This window comes from Citrobacter sp. MNAZ 1397 (assembly GCF_023613995.1).
Taxonomy (GTDB): Bacteria; Pseudomonadota; Gammaproteobacteria; order Enterobacterales; family Enterobacteriaceae; genus Phytobacter; species Phytobacter ursingii.
The window spans coordinates 64,499-80,306 of the sequence record NZ_JAKIVH010000010.1 but is presented as its reverse complement, the minus strand read 5'-3'; the positions used below and the strand labels follow the sequence as shown (position 1 = coordinate 80,306).

The following is a 15,808-nucleotide window of genomic DNA, read 5'->3' as shown; positions in this document are numbered from 1 at the left end:
AAGCACGACACATCGACGAGGAATCACCATGGCTAACTACTTTAATACACTGAACCTGCGCCAGCAGCTGGCGCAACTGGGTAAATGCCGCTTTATGGCGCGCGACGAATTCGCCGATGGCGCAAGCTACCTGCAGGGTAAAAAAGTGGTCATTGTCGGTTGTGGTGCGCAAGGCCTGAACCAGGGTCTGAATATGCGTGACTCCGGTCTGGATATCTCCTATGCGCTGCGCGCAGAAGCGATTGCGGAAAAACGCGCGTCCTGGCGCAAAGCAACCGAGAACGGTTTCAAAGTGGGGACTTACGAAGAACTGATCCCGCAGGCGGATCTGGTGGTTAACCTGACGCCGGACAAACAGCACTCTGACGTTGTGCGTTCCGTACAGCCGCTGATGAAAGATGGCGCAGCGCTGGGTTACTCCCACGGCTTCAACATCGTGGAAGTCGGCGAGCAGATCCGTAAAGACATCACCGTCGTGATGGTGGCGCCGAAATGCCCGGGTACCGAAGTGCGTGAAGAGTACAAACGTGGTTTCGGCGTGCCGACCCTGATTGCGGTTCACCCGGAAAACGATCCGAAAGGCGAAGGTATGGCCATCGCTAAAGCCTGGGCTGCGGCCACCGGCGGTCACCGTGCGGGCGTGCTGGAATCCTCCTTCGTGGCAGAAGTGAAATCTGACCTGATGGGTGAACAGACCATCCTGTGCGGCATGCTGCAGGCGGGTTCTCTGCTGTGCTTCGACAAGCTGGTGGCAGAAGGTACCGACCCGGCATACGCAGAAAAACTGATTCAGTTCGGCTGGGAAACCATCACCGAAGCGCTGAAACAAGGCGGTATTACCCTGATGATGGACCGTCTGTCTAACCCGGCAAAACTGCGTGCTTACGCGCTGTCCGAACAGCTCAAAGAGATCATGGCACCGCTGTTCCAGAAACATATGGATGACATCATCTCTGGTGAATTCTCTTCTGGCATGATGGCGGACTGGGCCAACGACGATAAGAAACTGCTGACCTGGCGTGAAGAGACCGGTAAAACTGCGTTCGAAACCGCACCGCAGTTTGAAGGTAAAATTGGCGAGCAGGAGTACTTCGACAAAGGCGTTCTGATGATCGCAATGGTGAAAGCGGGCGTTGAGCTGGCGTTTGAAACCATGGTGGATTCCGGCATCATCGAAGAATCCGCTTACTACGAATCGCTGCACGAGTTGCCGCTGATCGCGAACACCATCGCTCGTAAGCGTCTGTACGAAATGAACGTAGTTATCTCCGATACCGCAGAATACGGTAACTACCTGTTCTCTTACGCTTGTGTACCGCTGTTGAAAGAGTTTATGACTACCCTGCAGACGGGCGATCTGGGTCAGGCTATTGCAGAAGGTTCCGTAGATAACGCACAGTTGCGCGATGTTAACGAAGCCATTCAGTCTCACCCGATTGAAGCGGTTGGTAAGAAATTGCGTGGCTATATGACCGATATGAAACGTATCGCGGTCGCAGGCTAATTCCTCGTCGTCTTTCGGCTCGCTGATGCCCTGGCTTTATGCGTACGCCCCAGTCACATCGTTATCTATGCTACTGGGGATGTACGTAATTGCCGCCTTCCGGCAAGCCGAAATCTTAGGGAAATGTGTTTCAGAATACAGACCCGGTAAGCGTCCGCGCTGCCGGGTTTATTCTTTGCGGCGCAGGGCAATGACCGAATCTGACACTTCTCCTTCTTGTCCATCCGGCCCACGCATTATCCTCGCGACATCATCGCAGAAGAGAATTTCCCATTCTGCAGAGAGCGGCTCCAGTGCAACTATCGCCTCTTTGGCCGACTGGAAAGGTCTGTCCGCCTGTTGAGACCATGATGGTGGCTTCGCGTGTGAGGTAATGAGCAGCATTCCGCCAGGTGCAACATGAGTGAGCGCAGTGCGGAAAATCGTAAAGCGATCGAACGACAGCGGCGATTCGAGAAACGATGCCACAATCAGATCGTAACGTCCTGCTGGAAAAGAGTATGTCAGATCGTATTGAGCAAAGACTAGCTGCTTGCTAACACCAGATCGCTGTGCGTTTGCGGCGGCATACTCCAGCGCTCTGTAAGACAAATCAACAGCTGTAACCTGCCAGCCCTTTTTAGCCAGCCAGACCGCATCATCCCCGCGCCCACAGCCTAATTCCAGGGCACTGGCGGGAGCAAGGCTATCGACAAAACGTACCAGTATCTTTCCGGGAATACCGTTTGAGCGTGGTGACATTGCGTCGTAGTGGCTCTCCCAGAACTCGACAGGTGTTTGATCAAGGTGGTGCATTGACGCCTCTCAGAGTGATGAATTTCATGTAATAAACAAAGTAACATAAGATGCCATCACGTCAATATTTCATAATTAAATAATTTAATTGCATTAAAATCAATTGGTTGATTGGTCTTGCGATGTTTTTTACCGTGAGTCGATTGTTGAAATTAATTTTATGTAATATCGTAAGTTACATGAAAATAAATAACTCATTCTCAGCGACACTCCACATCCTGCTGCATATGGAGCAGGCGGATAAACCGATGACATCGGAACAGATGGCCGCTTATATCGACGGCAATCCGGCATTTATTCGCAAGCTTCTTGCCGGGCTTCGGGAGAATCAGATTGTGTGTGCAACAAAAGGTCACCACGGTGGCTGGCGGCTTTGTCGTCCCGCCAGCGAGGTCACACTCCACGATATCTATATCGCTTTGGGTTCTCCGGCGCTGTTTGCGCTGGGAAATCGTAGCGAGAATCCCCAGTGTCTGGTTGAACAAGGGGTTAACCGGGTAATGTCATCCACGCTGGCTGATGCGCAGTCGCTGATTCTGGAGCGTTTTAAAAACCTGACGCTGCAGGACGTGGGGGCAGAATTTATCAGTTACTTCAATGAAAAAGGCCATAACCATGATTTCCACATTAATGACTGAGCTGACGACCTGCCTGATGATTGCACTGGCAGCCAGTAGCATCTCAATGACGGTAACGCAAACAGAACTGTTCGCCGCATTTCGGGAATGGACAACCAAAAAGAATGCAATGTTAGGGCACCTTTTCCATTGCTTTTATTGTCTGAGTCATTGGGTGGTATTTGGCGGGATGCTGGTTTATCGCCCGGCGTTGCTGCATAGCGGCTTTGCGCTGATTGACTGGGTGATGACGGCGTTTATCACCATTACCCTGACAACGCTGATTAATGGATTGATGTTCAAGGTATTCCAGGCGGCAGTCAGCACGCACGTGATGAAATTCGAAGCGCAAAAGACGCTGCAATCCGATAAATAAAACAAGCCAGCCTCTCATGAACAGAGAGGCTTTATTGCCGAATTATTTCCGGTACAGCACCTTAATGATGTGGTAACCGAACTGGGTATGCAGCGGGCCAGTTGGCTCCAGCTCAGGGCAGGAGAAGACCACTTTATCGAAAGCCGGCACCATCTGACCCTGCTTAAACTCGCCTAAATGACCACCTTTCTTGCCGGAAGGGCAAGTCGAGTGTTTTTTTGCCAGTTTCTCGAAATCGCCGCCATTTTTAAGCTGTTCCAGAAGATCGAGTGCCAGTTTCTCTTCTTTCACCAGAATATGCATTGCTGCCGCTGTTTTTGCCATGATTGCGCCTTGATGAGGTTTATATAAATGCGGGCGCAATAGTAGCACGCGTTAGCGGCGATACAGCACCTTGATGATGTGATAACCGAACTTCGTCTTAACCGGGCCAAAAGGGGTGAGCAGTGGGCAACTGAACACGGCTTTATCGAATGGTCCTACCATCACGCCCTGTTTGAATTCGCCCAGATCGCCGCCGTTACGTGCCGAAGGGCAGGTGGAATAGCGCTTTGCCAGATGGTCGAAACTCGATCCTTTTTCCAGCTTAGCCATAATTTCCTGCGCCAGTTTTTCAGTTTTCACCAGAATATGCAGCGCTGCCGCTGTCTTCGCCATGTTCACGTTCCGTAGTTAAGAGAAGTCTCCACACTTTACCATTGGCGGGTAAATCTCTGGCAGGCTTTCTGCTACAATCCTTCCCCCGTTCGAAGATTGAGCAATACCTCCATGCGTTTAAATCCTGGCCAACAACAAGCTGTCGAATTTGTTACCGGACCCTGCCTGGTGCTGGCGGGAGCTGGCTCGGGTAAAACCCGTGTGATCACCAATAAAATTGCCCATTTAATTCGAGAGTGCGGCTATCAGGCTCGGCATATTGCGGCGGTTACCTTCACGAACAAAGCCGCGCGCGAAATGAAAGAACGCGTGGCGCAGACGCTTGGGCGTAAAGAAGCGCGTGGGCTGATGATTTCAACATTTCACACGTTGGGCCTGGATATTATTAAGCGGGAGTTTGCCGCGCTGGGGATGAAATCCAATTTCTCCCTCTTTGACGATACCGATCAAGTGGCGCTGCTCAAAGAGCTGACCGAAGGGTTGATCGACGATGACAAAGTGGTGCTGCAACAGCTGATCTCGACGATCTCCAACTGGAAAAATGATCTGCTGACACCCTCCCAGGCAGCGGCAAAAGCGACAGGCGAACGGGATCGTATTTTTGCCCACTGCTACGGTCTTTACGATGCACATCTGAAAGCGTGCAATGTCCTCGACTTCGATGATCTGATTCTGTTACCAACACTCCTGCTACAGCGTAATGAAGAGGTGCGCGAGCGCTGGCAGAACAAAATCCGCTACCTGCTGGTGGATGAGTATCAAGACACCAACACCAGCCAATATGAGCTGGTCAGGCTGCTGGTAGGGCAGCGAGCGCGCTTTACCGTTGTGGGGGATGATGACCAGTCCATCTATTCCTGGCGCGGCGCGCGTCCCCAAAACCTTGTGCTGCTGAACGAAGATTTTCCGGCACTGCGGGTGATAAAGCTTGAGCAAAATTACCGCTCATCGGGACGCATTCTGAAAGCCGCGAACATCCTGATTGCGAATAATCCTCATGTGTTTGAAAAACGCCTTTTTTCTGAACTGGGATACGGTGCTGAGCTTAAGGTTCTGACGGCGAATAATGAGGAACATGAAGCAGAGCGTGTAACCGGTGAATTGATTGCTCATCACTTTATCAACAAGACCGAATATAAGGATTACGCCATCCTCTATCGCGGCAACCACCAGTCGCGTGTGTTCGAAAAATTCCTGATGCAAAACCGCATTCCGTATCGTATTTCGGGGGGCACATCCTTTTTCTCACGCCCCGAGATCAAGGATCTGCTGGCTTACTTACGCATACTCACTAATCAGGATGATGACAGCGCATTCCTGCGTATCGTGAATACGCCGAAGCGCGAAATTGGCCCTGCAACATTACAAAAGCTGGGGGAATGGGCGACAACACGCAACAAAAGCTTGTTTGCCGCCAGCTTTGATATGGGACTCACACAGACCCTGACCGGGCGCGGCTATGAATCACTGACCCGCTTTACCCACTGGCTTGGTGGGATCCAGCGTCTGGCAGAGCGGGAGCCGATCGCTGCCGTGCGCGATTTGATTCATGGTATCGATTATGAATCCTGGCTGTTTGAGACCTCCCCCAGTCCAAAAGCGGCTGAAATGCGGATGAAAAACGTCAACACGCTCTTTACCTGGATGACAGAAATGCTGGAAGGGGATGAACTTAACGAGGCGATGACGCTGGATCAGGTTGTTACCCGCTTTACTCTACGTGACATGATGGAGCGCGGTGAAAGTGATGAAGAGTTGGATCAAGTACAACTGATGACGCTACACGCCTCAAAAGGGCTGGAGTTTCCGTATGTCTTTATGGTGGGGATGGAAGAGGGCTTCCTGCCGCATCAGAGCAGTATTGACGAAGATAACATTGATGAAGAGCGCCGCCTTGCCTACGTGGGCATTACCCGCGCGCAGAAAGAACTTATCTTCACCTTATGCAAAGAACGCCGTCAGTATGGGGAACTGGTGCGTCCTGAACCGAGCCGATTTTTGCTCGAATTGCCGCAAGATGATGTGATCTGGGAGCAAGAGCGTAAGGTCATTACTGCAGAAGAAAGGATGCAAAAGGGGCAGGCCAGTATCGCCAATATACGGGCGATGATGGCAAAAGCGAAAGAGAAATGAAATCCCTGCCTCTCTCCGTCTGTGAGAGGCAGAAACGGTTTATTTCAACTCAAGCGGCCAGTGAACGTAACTTTGCCACTGACTTTCCTGCTCGATAACTTCTGCGCCTAACGGATGACTTTCCAGCCAGCCGTGCGGTAATGCCAGGGTTAATGCCTCTCCGTTGGCAGAAATATCGATCTTAGGCAGGAGATCGTCGCGGCGGCGGCTGGCAAAAATAATCGCCAGGCGCAGTAAGCGACAGAGATGTTCCGCAACGCGCGGCGGAACAGCATTTTGTTGATGCAAAGAAGAGAGATCGACCGGGTTCGTCTGGTTTAATAACAGCGTTGCGAGCAGCTTTTTCTGCGCTGGCGTAAACCCAGGTAAGTCCAGATTGCGTACCAGCCAGGCCGCGTGCAGCGGTGCCTGCTTGAACTCAATGCTTAGACCAATTTCATGCAATTCACTGGCAACTTGCAGAATTTCGATGCTGTAGGCATCTAAATCCCACTCATTAGCGACCGCGCTGGCAAACTGTGTCGCCAGGGTAGAAACCCGTTTCGCCTGGTCGGTGTCGATGATAAAACGGCGCTGGATATTACGCAGCGTGCGGCGGCGGATATCTTGATCAACAGTCAGATGCAGCATGCCATAGACCAGTCCTTCACGCAGCGCGCCGCCGGCCAGTGTCATACTCTGGATATTCATCTCGGTGAAAATAGCGATGAGAATAGCCAGTCCACTTGGAAATACCAGGGCACGTTCCAGCGTGAGGCCTTCGATTTCCAGTTCTTCAAGGCGTCCGCACTGGATGGCGCGCTGTTTTAACTGCTGGAGTTTGGGGAGGGTGATACGTTCATCCATCCCCTGCGCCATCATGATTTCCTGCAATGCCTGTACGGTACCAGAAGCGCCGACGCAGACCTGCCAGCCGTGATGACGAAGCGCATCGGCAACCGGGCGTAAAACATCGCGCGCGGCTTTTTCCGCAGCGTCGAAATTTTCCTGGCCAAGGTTCCGATCGGTGAAAAACCGTTCAAGCCAGGTTACGCAACCCATGGACAGGCTGAATAGTGATGTAGCCTGGGCACCTGTTCCGGTAACAAGCTCTGTGCTGGCGCCGCCAATATCGACCACGAGTCGCTGATCGGAGCCGCCTGTTGTATGCGCAACGCCCTGATAAATAAGACGTGCTTCTTCTTCTCCGCTGATGACCTGCACCGGGCAGCCGAGGATCTCCTGCGCTCTGCTGATGAATTCACCGGCATTGACTGCCAGACGAAGCGTCGCTGTGGCGACGACACGAATTTGCGCCGGAGGAATATCCTGAAGCCGTTCTGAAAAAAGGCGCAGACACTGCCAGCCGCGCTCCATTGCTTCCTGTGAAAGCACGTTTTCCTGACTCAGGCCCGCAGCCAGGCGAACCTTACGTTTGATGCGGGTAAGCGTCTGGATGCTTCCAGCCACCTCGCGCACAACCAGCATATGAAAACTGTTTGAGCCTAAATCAATAGCCGCATAGAGCGAGGCGGAAGCGAGCATATCTTTAACCTGAACGACGACGATTACGTGGCGCACCGCTGCGGCGCGGACCATTGCCGGAGCGTGTACGCGTCAGGCGTTTCGCGGGTGGCAGATCACTTAACAGGGCATCCGGATTGTACTTGCTCACCGGAATAGAGTGCCCAATGTAGGTTTCAATCGCCGGCAGGTTCAGTGCGTATTCTTCACACGCCAGGCTGATAGAGTGACCGCTGGCACCAGCACGGCCGGTACGGCCAATACGGTGGACGTAGTCTTCACAGTCGTCCGGCAGATCGTAGTTAAATACGTGCGTCACCGCAGGGATATGCAGACCGCGCGCCGCAACGTCAGTCGCGACCAGAATATCCAGATCGCCGCGAGTGAATTCATCAAGAATACGCAGGCGCTTTTTCTGTGCGACATCGCCCGTCAGCAAACCAACACGATGACCGTCTGCGGCAAGGCTGCCCCAGATATCTTCACAACGGTGTTTGGTGTTGGCAAAGACGATAGCGCGATCCGGCCACTCTTCTTCGATTAAGGTTTGTAGCAGACGCATCTTCTCTTCATTAGAAGGGTAGAAGAGCTCCTCTTTAATACGGTGGCCTGTTTTCTGCTCTGGTTCCACTTCAACGTACTCGGCGTTGTTCATCTGCTCGAAAGCCAGTTCACGTACACGGTAAGAGAGCGTTGCGGAGAAAAGCATATTCAGACGCGCAGTTGCCGGCGGCATGCGGCGGAACAACCAGCGGATATCTTTGATAAAGCCCAGATCGTACATGCGATCGGCTTCATCGAGAACCACGACCTGAATCGCGCCCAGGTTAATATGGTTCTGTTTTGCATAATCGATAAGGCGACCGGTGGTGCCGATAAGGATATCGACGCCGCTTTCAAGCACTTTTAACTGCTTGTCGTAACCGTCGCCGCCATAGGCCAGGCCCAGCTTCATACCAGTGGATTGCGCCAGCGGTTCAGCATCAGCATGGATTTGTACAGCCAATTCACGGGTTGGCGCCATGATAAGCGCGCGCGGCTGATTCACCTTGCGATCATCAATCGCCGGATGAGAAAGAAGATAATGAAACGTTGACGTTAAAAACGCCATCGTTTTGCCAGTACCGGTTTGCGCCTGCCCTGCAACATCACGACCTTCCAGCGTCAGCGGGAGAGCCAGTGCCTGTATGGGCGTACAATTATGAAACCCTTTAGTTTCAAGGGCTTCAATCACCTTAGGGTGCAGGGCGAAGTCGGAAAACTTCTGTTCAGTTAAATGTGTTTTGCTCATAGTGTGGTAGAATATCAGCTTACTATTGCTTTACGAAAGCGTATCCGGTGAAATAAAGTCAACCTTTAGTTGGTTAATGTGGCATCAACACGTTGTTGTTTTATGCTACACCAACACACCAGGCTTATTCCTGTGGAGTTATATATGAGCGATAAAATTATTCACCTGACTGACGATAGTTTTGACACGGATGTACTCAAAGCGGACGGGCTGGTTCTCGTCGATTTCTGGGCAGAGTGGTGCGGTCCGTGCAAAATGATCGCCCCGATCCTGGATGAAGTCGCTAGCGAATACGAAGGTAAACTGACCGTCGCGAAGCTGAATATCGACCAGAATCCAGGTACTGCGCCGAAGTACGGTATCCGTGGTATTCCGACCCTGCTGCTGTTCAAAAACGGCGAAGTGGCTGCGACCAAAGTGGGTGCGCTGTCCAAAGGGCAACTGAAAGAGTTCCTGGACGCTAATCTGGCGTAACTCCTCGAATCTCAGCCGGTGCGCCAGCCTTCTAAATTATGTGGATCGCTGGACGCCCGGCTTCAGTCGTGCTAATTTAGTTTTGACTTCGTTGTAAACATACCTTGTAGTTTGAATCTTGTGTTACCCGATGCTTCCCGTTGAGCTTAGCCTTGCGAGAGAAGCGGATAGATTCCGGGCTTGTCACTTTTCCGTCTTGTCGTTTCAGTTCTGCGTATTTACCTTTGACCAGGCAGCGATTGGACATAAGTGATGGCCGTTAACAGGCATGGATGACCCTGCCATACCATTCACAACATTAAGTTCGAGTTTTACCCCGAGTTTAAGAACCCACACCACTATGAATCTTACCGAATTAAAGAATACGCCGGTTTCTGAGCTGATCACTCTCGGCGAAAATATGGGGCTGGAAAACCTGGCCCGTATGCGCAAACAGGACATTATTTTTGCCATCCTGAAGCAGCACGCAAAGAGTGGCGAAGATATCTTTGGCGACGGTGTGCTGGAGATTCTGCAGGATGGATTTGGTTTCCTCCGCTCCGCAGACAGCTCCTACCTCGCCGGTCCTGATGACATCTACGTATCCCCCAGCCAAATCCGTCGTTTCAACCTCCGCACTGGTGACACCATTTCTGGTAAGATTCGTCCTCCAAAAGAGGGTGAACGTTACTTTGCATTGTTGAAAGTTAACGAGGTTAACTACGACAAGCCGGAGAACGCGCGTAATAAGATTCTGTTCGAGAACTTAACGCCGCTGCACGCGAACTCTCGCCTGCGCATGGAACGGGGTAACGGTTCTACCGAAGATTTAACGGCACGTGTCCTGGACCTGGCTTCGCCAATTGGTCGCGGCCAGCGCGGTCTGATTGTTGCACCGCCGAAAGCCGGTAAAACGATGCTGCTGCAGAATATTGCCCAGAGCATTGCCTACAACCACCCGGATTGCGTACTGATGGTTCTGCTCATCGACGAACGTCCGGAAGAAGTGACCGAGATGCAGCGTCTGGTGAAAGGTGAAGTTGTCGCTTCCACTTTTGACGAACCGGCATCTCGTCACGTTCAGGTTGCGGAAATGGTGATTGAGAAGGCGAAACGCCTGGTTGAGCACAAGAAAGACGTTATCATTCTGCTTGACTCCATCACCCGTCTGGCGCGTGCCTACAACACCGTGGTTCCCGCTTCCGGTAAAGTATTGACCGGTGGTGTGGATGCCAACGCCCTGCATCGTCCGAAGCGTTTCTTCGGTGCTGCGCGTAACGTGGAAGAGGGCGGTAGCCTGACTATTATCGCAACGGCGCTTATCGATACCGGTTCCAAAATGGACGAAGTTATCTACGAAGAGTTTAAAGGCACCGGTAACATGGAGCTGCATCTCTCCCGTAAGATTGCTGAAAAACGCGTCTTCCCGGCTATCGACTACAACCGTTCCGGTACCCGTAAGGAAGAGCTGCTTACCACGCAAGAAGAGCTACAGAAAATGTGGATCCTGCGTAAAATCATCCATCCGATGGGTGAAATCGACGCAATGGAGTTCCTCATTAATAAACTGGCAATGACGAAGACGAATGATGAATTCTTCGACATGATGAAGCGCTCTTAATAGAAATAAAGCCAGGAAACGCCACGTTTTTACGTGGCGTTTTTCATTTATGGACTATACGCTATATGCATTGGGACAGGCACCGTCCGCTACAGGCCAGCTCAACACAAATACCTAAGCAATCAATATTCTGCTTGCTTAAGAAACATACTAAAACGCCTGTGAATGACCTGCTTTCTTCTTTTTGGAGCGAGGCATCGTCGTTATACTGCCAGGATTAACATTCGCTGAGAGCATGCATTGTGAATTTACTCACTGCGTTTACTGAATTATTCAGTATTTTCTTATTCACGACCGCATTTTTATTCTTTGCCCGAAAAATGGCGAAGCGCGTCGGTCTGGTGGATAAGCCCAACTTCCGTAAACGGCATCAGGGTTTGATTCCGCTGGTTGGGGGTATCTCAGTGTTCGCAGGTATCTGCTTCACCTTCGGTATTGCTGATTACTACATTCCCCATGCGGTGTTGTATCTGTTCTGCGCCGGGATTCTGGTGTTCGTGGGCGCGCTTGATGACCGCTACGACATCAGTGTCAAAATTCGCGCAATGATTCAGGCACTTGTCGCGATCGTTATGATGTCGGTCGGCAAACTTTATCTCAGTAGTCTGGGCTACATCTTTGGTACCTGGGAAATGGTGCTGGGGCCGTTTGGCTATCTGCTGACGCTCTTTGCCGTCTGGGCTGCCATCAACGCTTTCAACATGGTTGATGGTATTGATGGGTTGCTGGGGGGGTTGTCCTGCGTCTCCTTTGCCGCCATCGGCATCATCTTATGGTTTGATGGTCAAATCAGCCTGGCGATGTGGTGTTTTGCCATGATTGCCGCGATCCTGCCATACATAATGTTAAACCTCGGGGTACTGGGACGTCGCTATAAAGTCTTTATGGGTGATGCCGGCAGTACCTTTATCGGTTTCACCCTTATCTGGATTTTGCTCGAGACTACGCAGGGTAAGACCCATCCTATTAGCCCGGTTACCGCATTGTGGATTATCGCAATCCCATTAATGGATATGGTGGCGATCATGTATCGTCGCTTGCGCAAAGGAATGAGCCCGTTCTCAGCGGACCGCCAGCATATTCACCACCTTATTATGCGTGCCGGATTTACCTCGCGGCAGGCCTTTGTGTTGATCACGCTGGCGGCGGCGCTACTGGCGTCAGTGGGTGTGTTAACCGAGTACCTTCACTTCATTCCTGAATGGGTGATGTTGGCATTATTTTTGCTATCCTTTTTCTTATATGGCTACTGCATCAAGCGCGCATGGAAAGTGGCGCGGTTGATAAAGCGTGTGAAGCGCAGAATGCGCCGTAACAGCGGTCACAAACCAACCTTAACCAAGTAAATCTGGGAAAGCGATGACTCAACCATTGTCGGGAACACCTACAGCGGGTACGGAAAACGAGCTGGATATTCGTGGTCTGTTTCGTACTTTATGGGCCGGAAAATTATGGATTTGCGGGATTGCGCTACTGTTTGCGTTAATCGCCTTAACGTGGACCTTCTTTGCTCGTCAGGAGTGGGGAGCAACCGCCATCACCGATCGGCCCACGGTAAATATGTTGGGTGGGTTTTATTCACAGCAACAATTTCTGCGTAACCTGGACGTTAAGGCGAATCTCGCACCTGTAGACCAGATTTCTGTCATGGATGAAGCGTATAAAGAGTTTGTGATGCAACTGGCGTCATGGGATACACGGCGTGACTTCTGGATGCAGACGGACTATTTCAAGCAGCGGAAAGTCGGTAACAGCAAAGCGGATGCCGCCATGCTGGATGATTTAATCAATTACATCCAGTACACGCCGGGGGATGTTACGCGCAACCTTAACGACAATGTCAAACTGACGGCTGAAACTGCGCCTGATGCTAACAATTTACTGCGTCAGTATGTGGCGTTTGCCAGCCAGCGCGCTGCGCGCCATCTGAATGATGAGCTTAAAGGTGCGTGGGCGGCTCGTACTATTCAAATGAAAGCGCAGGTGAAACGGCAGGAAGAGGTGGCCAATACCCTTTTCACTCGCCGCGTGAGCAACGTCGAGCAGGCGCTGAAGGTGGCAGAAGAACACAATATCTCCCGCAGTGAAACAGAAGTGCCGGTGGATGAGCTGCCGGATTCGGAAATGTTTTTGTTAGGCCGCCCGATGTTGCAGGCGCGCCTTGAAAATTTGCGTGCGGTAGGGCCTGAGTACGATCTGGACTACTTCCAAAACCGAGCCATGCTTAATACGCTGAATGTGGGCCCGACTCTTGATCCCCGCTTTCAGACTTATCGATATTTGCGCACACCTGAAGAACCGGTAAAACGCGACAGCCCGCGTCGTGCCTTCCTGATGATCATGTGGGGTGTGGTGGGGGCACTCATCGGAGCTGGTGTTGCATTAACGCGTCGTCGATCATTTTGACACGCAGCCTAAGATGAAGGCTTCGTGCCTTCATTACCTAATCGAAGAGAATCGTTGTGAAAGTACTGACCGTATTTGGCACACGACCAGAAGCCATCAAGATGGCGCCTCTGGTACACGCGCTGGCAAGGGATCCTGATTTCGACGCGAAGGTATGCGTCACTGCGCAGCATCGGGAAATGCTCGATCAGGTATTGAATCTTTTTTCTATTGTTCCGGATTACGACCTGAATATTATGCAGCCCGGGCAAGGACTGACAGAAATTACCTGTCGTATTCTGGAAGGACTTAAACCTATCCTGGAATCTTTCCGTCCTGATGTCGTACTGGTTCACGGCGACACGACGACCACTATCGCTGCAAGTCTGGCTGCGTTTTACCAACGCATTCCTGTCGGGCATGTGGAGGCAGGATTGCGCACGGGAGATCTGTCATCGCCATGGCCGGAAGAGGCTAATCGCACGTTAACCGGTCATCTGGCGCTGTACCATTTCGCGCCGACGGAAAACTCCCGCCATAATTTGCTGCGGGAAAACGTCGCGGATAAACATATTTTTGTTACCGGCAATACCGTTATTGATGCGCTGTTTTGGGTGCGTGATACCGTGCTTAACAACCCTTCACTTGAAGAAGAACTGGCATCACGTTATCCCTTCCTCGACAGCAATAAAAAACTGATTCTGGTTACCGGGCACCGCCGTGAGAGCTTCGGTCTCGGCTTTGAACATATTTGCCATGCGCTGGCGGAAATCGCTTCCGGGCATGACGATGTGCAGATTGTTTATCCGGTACACCTTAATCCTAATGTCAGCGAACCTGTGAACCGTATCCTCGGTCATGTGGAAAATGTCACGCTGATAGAGCCGCAAGACTATTTACCTTTCCTGTGGTTAATGAATCGCGCCTGGCTGATTCTCACTGACTCCGGTGGTATTCAGGAAGAAGCCCCTTCACTGGGTAAGCCCGTTCTGGTGATGCGTGACACCACCGAACGCCCGGAAGCCATTGAAGCCGGAACCGTCAGGTTAATTGGAACAGACAGCCTGCGTATCGTTGAGGAAGTATCACGCCTGCTTTATGACAATGATGCCTGGCAGGCCATGAGCCGCGCGCACAATCCGTACGGAGACGGGCAGGCCTGTGGTCGAATTTTGCATGCACTAAAAAACTATCGGGTAACACTATGAGTTTCGAAACGATTTCCGTCATTGGCCTTGGCTATATTGGACTGCCAACTGCGGCGGCTTTCGCCTCACGGCAAAAAGAGGTGGTAGGGATTGATATCAATCCCCATGCCGTGGAGACCATTAATCGCGGGAAGATTCATATTGTTGAGCCTGAGCTGGACAAGGTCGTCAAGACCGCTGTCGAGGGCGGCTGGCTGCGCGCCAGCACGACACCTGTGGCCGCGGATGCCTATTTGATTGCCGTTCCGACCCCTTTTAAAGGCGAACATGAGCCGGATATGACCTTTGTCGAAGCGGCGGCAAAATCCATTGCGCCTGTGCTGAAAAAAGGATCGCTGGTTATCCTTGAATCGACATCGCCCGTGGGGGCGACGGAGCAAATGGCAGACTGGCTGGCCGCGGCTCGCCCGGACTTGACTTTCCCGCAGCAGGCAGGAGAACAGGCAGATATCAATATTGCCTATTGCCCGGAGCGCGTTTTGCCAGGGCAGGTCATGGTTGAGCTTATCAAGAATGACCGGGTCATTGGCGGTATGACGCCCGTATGCTCGGCACGCGCCAGCGAGCTGTATAACATTTTTCTCGAAGGCGAGTGTGTGGTGACAAACTCCCGAACCGCTGAAATGTGCAAACTGACGGAGAATAGCTTTCGCGACGTCAACATCGCGTTTGCCAATGAATTATCGCTCATTTGTGCTGACCAGGGCATCAATGTCTGGGAACTGATTCGCCTGGCAAATCGCCACCCGCGTGTGAATATTCTGCAGCCAGGCCCCGGCGTAGGCGGTCACTGTATTGCCGTCGATCCGTGGTTTATTGTGGCACAAAACCCCCAGCAGGCTCGCTTGATTCGTACCGCGCGCGAAGTGAACGACAGTAAACCGCATTGGGTACTGAACCAGGTTAAAGCCACCGTCGCCGATTGCCTGGCCGCAAATGATAAGCGTGCCAGCGAGGTTAAAATTGCCTGTTTCGGTCTGGCATTTAAACCCAATATTGACGACCTGCGTGAAAGCCCGGCGATGGAAATTGCCCACAGTATTGCCGAGTGGCATAGCGGTGAAACGCTGGTCGTAGAGCCGAATATTCATCAATTGCCTGCGCGTCTGGCAGGGCAAAGTAAGCTGGTCAGCCTTGAGGACGCAATGGCGCAGGCTGATGTGCTGGTCATGCTGGTCGATCACAACGAGTTCAAAGCTATCGCGGGCGACAATGTGCGCCAGCAATACGTTATTGATACCAAAGGCGTATGGCGCTGAGGTCAC

15 protein-coding genes are annotated in these 15,808 nt (G+C 51.9%); 10 read left to right on the top strand and 5 right to left on the bottom strand.

Annotated elements, in window-relative coordinates; genetic code table 11:
• Positions 1-28 precede the first annotated feature (28 nt).
• Positions 29-1,504, top strand: a complete 1,476-nt coding sequence (ilvC, locus tag L2097_RS24780) for a ketol-acid reductoisomerase (RefSeq protein ID WP_047372321.1) — start codon at positions 29-31, stop codon at positions 1,502-1,504.
• A 168-nt stretch (positions 1,505-1,672) separates the two neighbouring features.
• Here the strand turns inward: ilvC and L2097_RS24775 are convergent, their stop codons facing one another.
• Entirely contained in the window at positions 1,673-2,299 is a 627-nt protein-coding gene (locus L2097_RS24775; protein ID WP_250353858.1) for a class I SAM-dependent methyltransferase, read from the bottom strand.
• Between the two features lie 179 nt (positions 2,300-2,478).
• Here L2097_RS24775 and L2097_RS24770 point away from each other — a divergent pair, with 179 nt between their 5' ends.
• Entirely contained in the window at positions 2,479-2,937 is a 459-nt protein-coding gene (locus L2097_RS24770) for an RrF2 family transcriptional regulator (RefSeq protein WP_047372320.1), read from the top strand.
• The gene (locus tag L2097_RS24765; RefSeq protein WP_085006397.1) at positions 2,915-3,292 is read left to right on the top strand and encodes a DUF1360 domain-containing protein; all 378 of its coding nucleotides are present in this window, start codon (positions 2,915-2,917) and stop codon (positions 3,290-3,292) included. The genes L2097_RS24770 and L2097_RS24765 overlap by 23 nt, the downstream gene beginning before the upstream one ends.
• Before the next feature lie 42 nt (positions 3,293-3,334).
• Here L2097_RS24765 and ppiC (L2097_RS24760) read toward each other — a convergent pair whose 3' ends face one another.
• On the bottom strand, positions 3,335-3,619 hold the full coding sequence (ppiC, locus tag L2097_RS24760) for a peptidylprolyl isomerase PpiC (RefSeq protein WP_347337195.1): 285 nt from the start codon (positions 3,617-3,619) through the stop codon (positions 3,335-3,337).
• A 48-nt stretch (positions 3,620-3,667) separates the two neighbouring features.
• Entirely contained in the window at positions 3,668-3,949 is a 282-nt protein-coding gene (gene ppiC, locus L2097_RS24755; RefSeq protein ID WP_047372318.1) for a peptidylprolyl isomerase PpiC, read from the bottom strand.
• A gap of 111 nt (positions 3,950-4,060) precedes the next feature.
• Here ppiC (L2097_RS24755) and rep point away from each other — a divergent pair, with 111 nt between their 5' ends.
• Positions 4,061-6,082: a DNA helicase Rep gene (rep, locus tag L2097_RS24750; RefSeq protein ID WP_250353857.1), complete on the top strand. Its 2,022-nt coding sequence runs from the start codon at positions 4,061-4,063 to the stop codon at positions 6,080-6,082.
• 39 nt (positions 6,083-6,121) lie between these two features.
• Here the strand turns inward: rep and gppA are convergent, their stop codons facing one another.
• On the bottom strand, positions 6,122-7,606 hold the full coding sequence (gene gppA / locus L2097_RS24745; RefSeq protein ID WP_047372316.1) for a guanosine-5'-triphosphate,3'-diphosphate diphosphatase: 1,485 nt from the start codon (positions 7,604-7,606) through the stop codon (positions 6,122-6,124).
• 4 nt (positions 7,607-7,610) lie between these two features.
• Positions 7,611-8,876, bottom strand: a complete 1,266-nt coding sequence (gene rhlB, locus L2097_RS24740; RefSeq protein ID WP_047372315.1) for an ATP-dependent RNA helicase RhlB — start codon at positions 8,874-8,876, stop codon at positions 7,611-7,613.
• Positions 8,877-9,020: 144 nt separating this feature from the next.
• On the opposite strand from rhlB, the gene trxA reads away from it, so the two are divergent.
• The 6 genes from trxA (at position 9,021) to wecC (ending at position 15,802) form a co-directional block, all read left to right on the top strand.
• Positions 9,021-9,350, top strand: a complete 330-nt coding sequence (gene trxA / locus L2097_RS24735) for a thioredoxin TrxA (RefSeq protein WP_039077011.1) — start codon at positions 9,021-9,023, stop codon at positions 9,348-9,350.
• A 340-nt stretch (positions 9,351-9,690) separates the two neighbouring features.
• Entirely contained in the window at positions 9,691-10,950 is a 1,260-nt protein-coding gene (gene rho, locus L2097_RS24730) for a transcription termination factor Rho (protein ID WP_023479599.1), read from the top strand.
• A gap of 242 nt (positions 10,951-11,192) precedes the next feature.
• On the top strand, positions 11,193-12,296 hold the full coding sequence (wecA, locus tag L2097_RS24725; protein WP_047372314.1) for a UDP-N-acetylglucosamine--undecaprenyl-phosphate N-acetylglucosaminephosphotransferase: 1,104 nt from the start codon (positions 11,193-11,195) through the stop codon (positions 12,294-12,296).
• A 13-nt stretch (positions 12,297-12,309) separates the two neighbouring features.
• Positions 12,310-13,356, top strand: a complete 1,047-nt coding sequence (wzzE, locus tag L2097_RS24720; RefSeq protein ID WP_250353856.1) for an ECA polysaccharide chain length modulation protein — start codon at positions 12,310-12,312, stop codon at positions 13,354-13,356.
• A gap of 56 nt (positions 13,357-13,412) precedes the next feature.
• On the top strand, positions 13,413-14,543 hold the full coding sequence (wecB, locus tag L2097_RS24715) for a non-hydrolyzing UDP-N-acetylglucosamine 2-epimerase (RefSeq protein WP_071845946.1): 1,131 nt from the start codon (positions 13,413-13,415) through the stop codon (positions 14,541-14,543).
• Positions 14,540-15,802 (top strand): UDP-N-acetyl-D-mannosamine dehydrogenase, encoded by a 1,263-nt coding sequence (gene wecC / locus L2097_RS24710; protein WP_047372311.1) that lies wholly within the window; start codon positions 14,540-14,542, stop codon positions 15,800-15,802. The genes wecB and wecC overlap by 4 nt, the downstream gene beginning before the upstream one ends.
• The last annotated feature ends 6 nt before the right edge of the window (positions 15,803-15,808 follow it).

What these genes read in the sequence shown, in the direction of transcription:
- ilvC (WP_047372321.1), top strand. Translation starts at nt 29, where the DNA reads ATGGCTAACTACTTTAATACACTGAACCTGCGCCAGCAGCTGGCGCAA.
- L2097_RS24775 (WP_250353858.1), bottom strand. Translation starts at nt 2,299, where the DNA reads ATGCACCACCTTGATCAAACACCTGTCGAGTTCTGGGAGAGCCACTAC.
- L2097_RS24770 (WP_047372320.1), top strand. Translation starts at nt 2,479, where the DNA reads ATGAAAATAAATAACTCATTCTCAGCGACACTCCACATCCTGCTGCAT.
- L2097_RS24765 (WP_085006397.1), top strand. Translation starts at nt 2,915, where the DNA reads ATGATTTCCACATTAATGACTGAGCTGACGACCTGCCTGATGATTGCA.
- ppiC (WP_047372318.1), bottom strand. Translation starts at nt 3,949, where the DNA reads ATGGCGAAGACAGCGGCAGCGCTGCATATTCTGGTGAAAACTGAAAAA.
- rep (WP_250353857.1), top strand. Translation starts at nt 4,061, where the DNA reads ATGCGTTTAAATCCTGGCCAACAACAAGCTGTCGAATTTGTTACCGGA.
- gppA (WP_047372316.1), bottom strand. Translation starts at nt 7,606, where the DNA reads ATGCTCGCTTCCGCCTCGCTCTATGCGGCTATTGATTTAGGCTCAAAC.
- rhlB (WP_047372315.1), bottom strand. Translation starts at nt 8,876, where the DNA reads ATGAGCAAAACACATTTAACTGAACAGAAGTTTTCCGACTTCGCCCTG.
- trxA (WP_039077011.1), top strand. Translation starts at nt 9,021, where the DNA reads ATGAGCGATAAAATTATTCACCTGACTGACGATAGTTTTGACACGGAT.
- rho (WP_023479599.1), top strand. Translation starts at nt 9,691, where the DNA reads ATGAATCTTACCGAATTAAAGAATACGCCGGTTTCTGAGCTGATCACT.
- wzzE (WP_250353856.1), top strand. Translation starts at nt 12,310, where the DNA reads ATGACTCAACCATTGTCGGGAACACCTACAGCGGGTACGGAAAACGAG.
- wecC (WP_047372311.1), top strand. Translation starts at nt 14,540, where the DNA reads ATGAGTTTCGAAACGATTTCCGTCATTGGCCTTGGCTATATTGGACTG.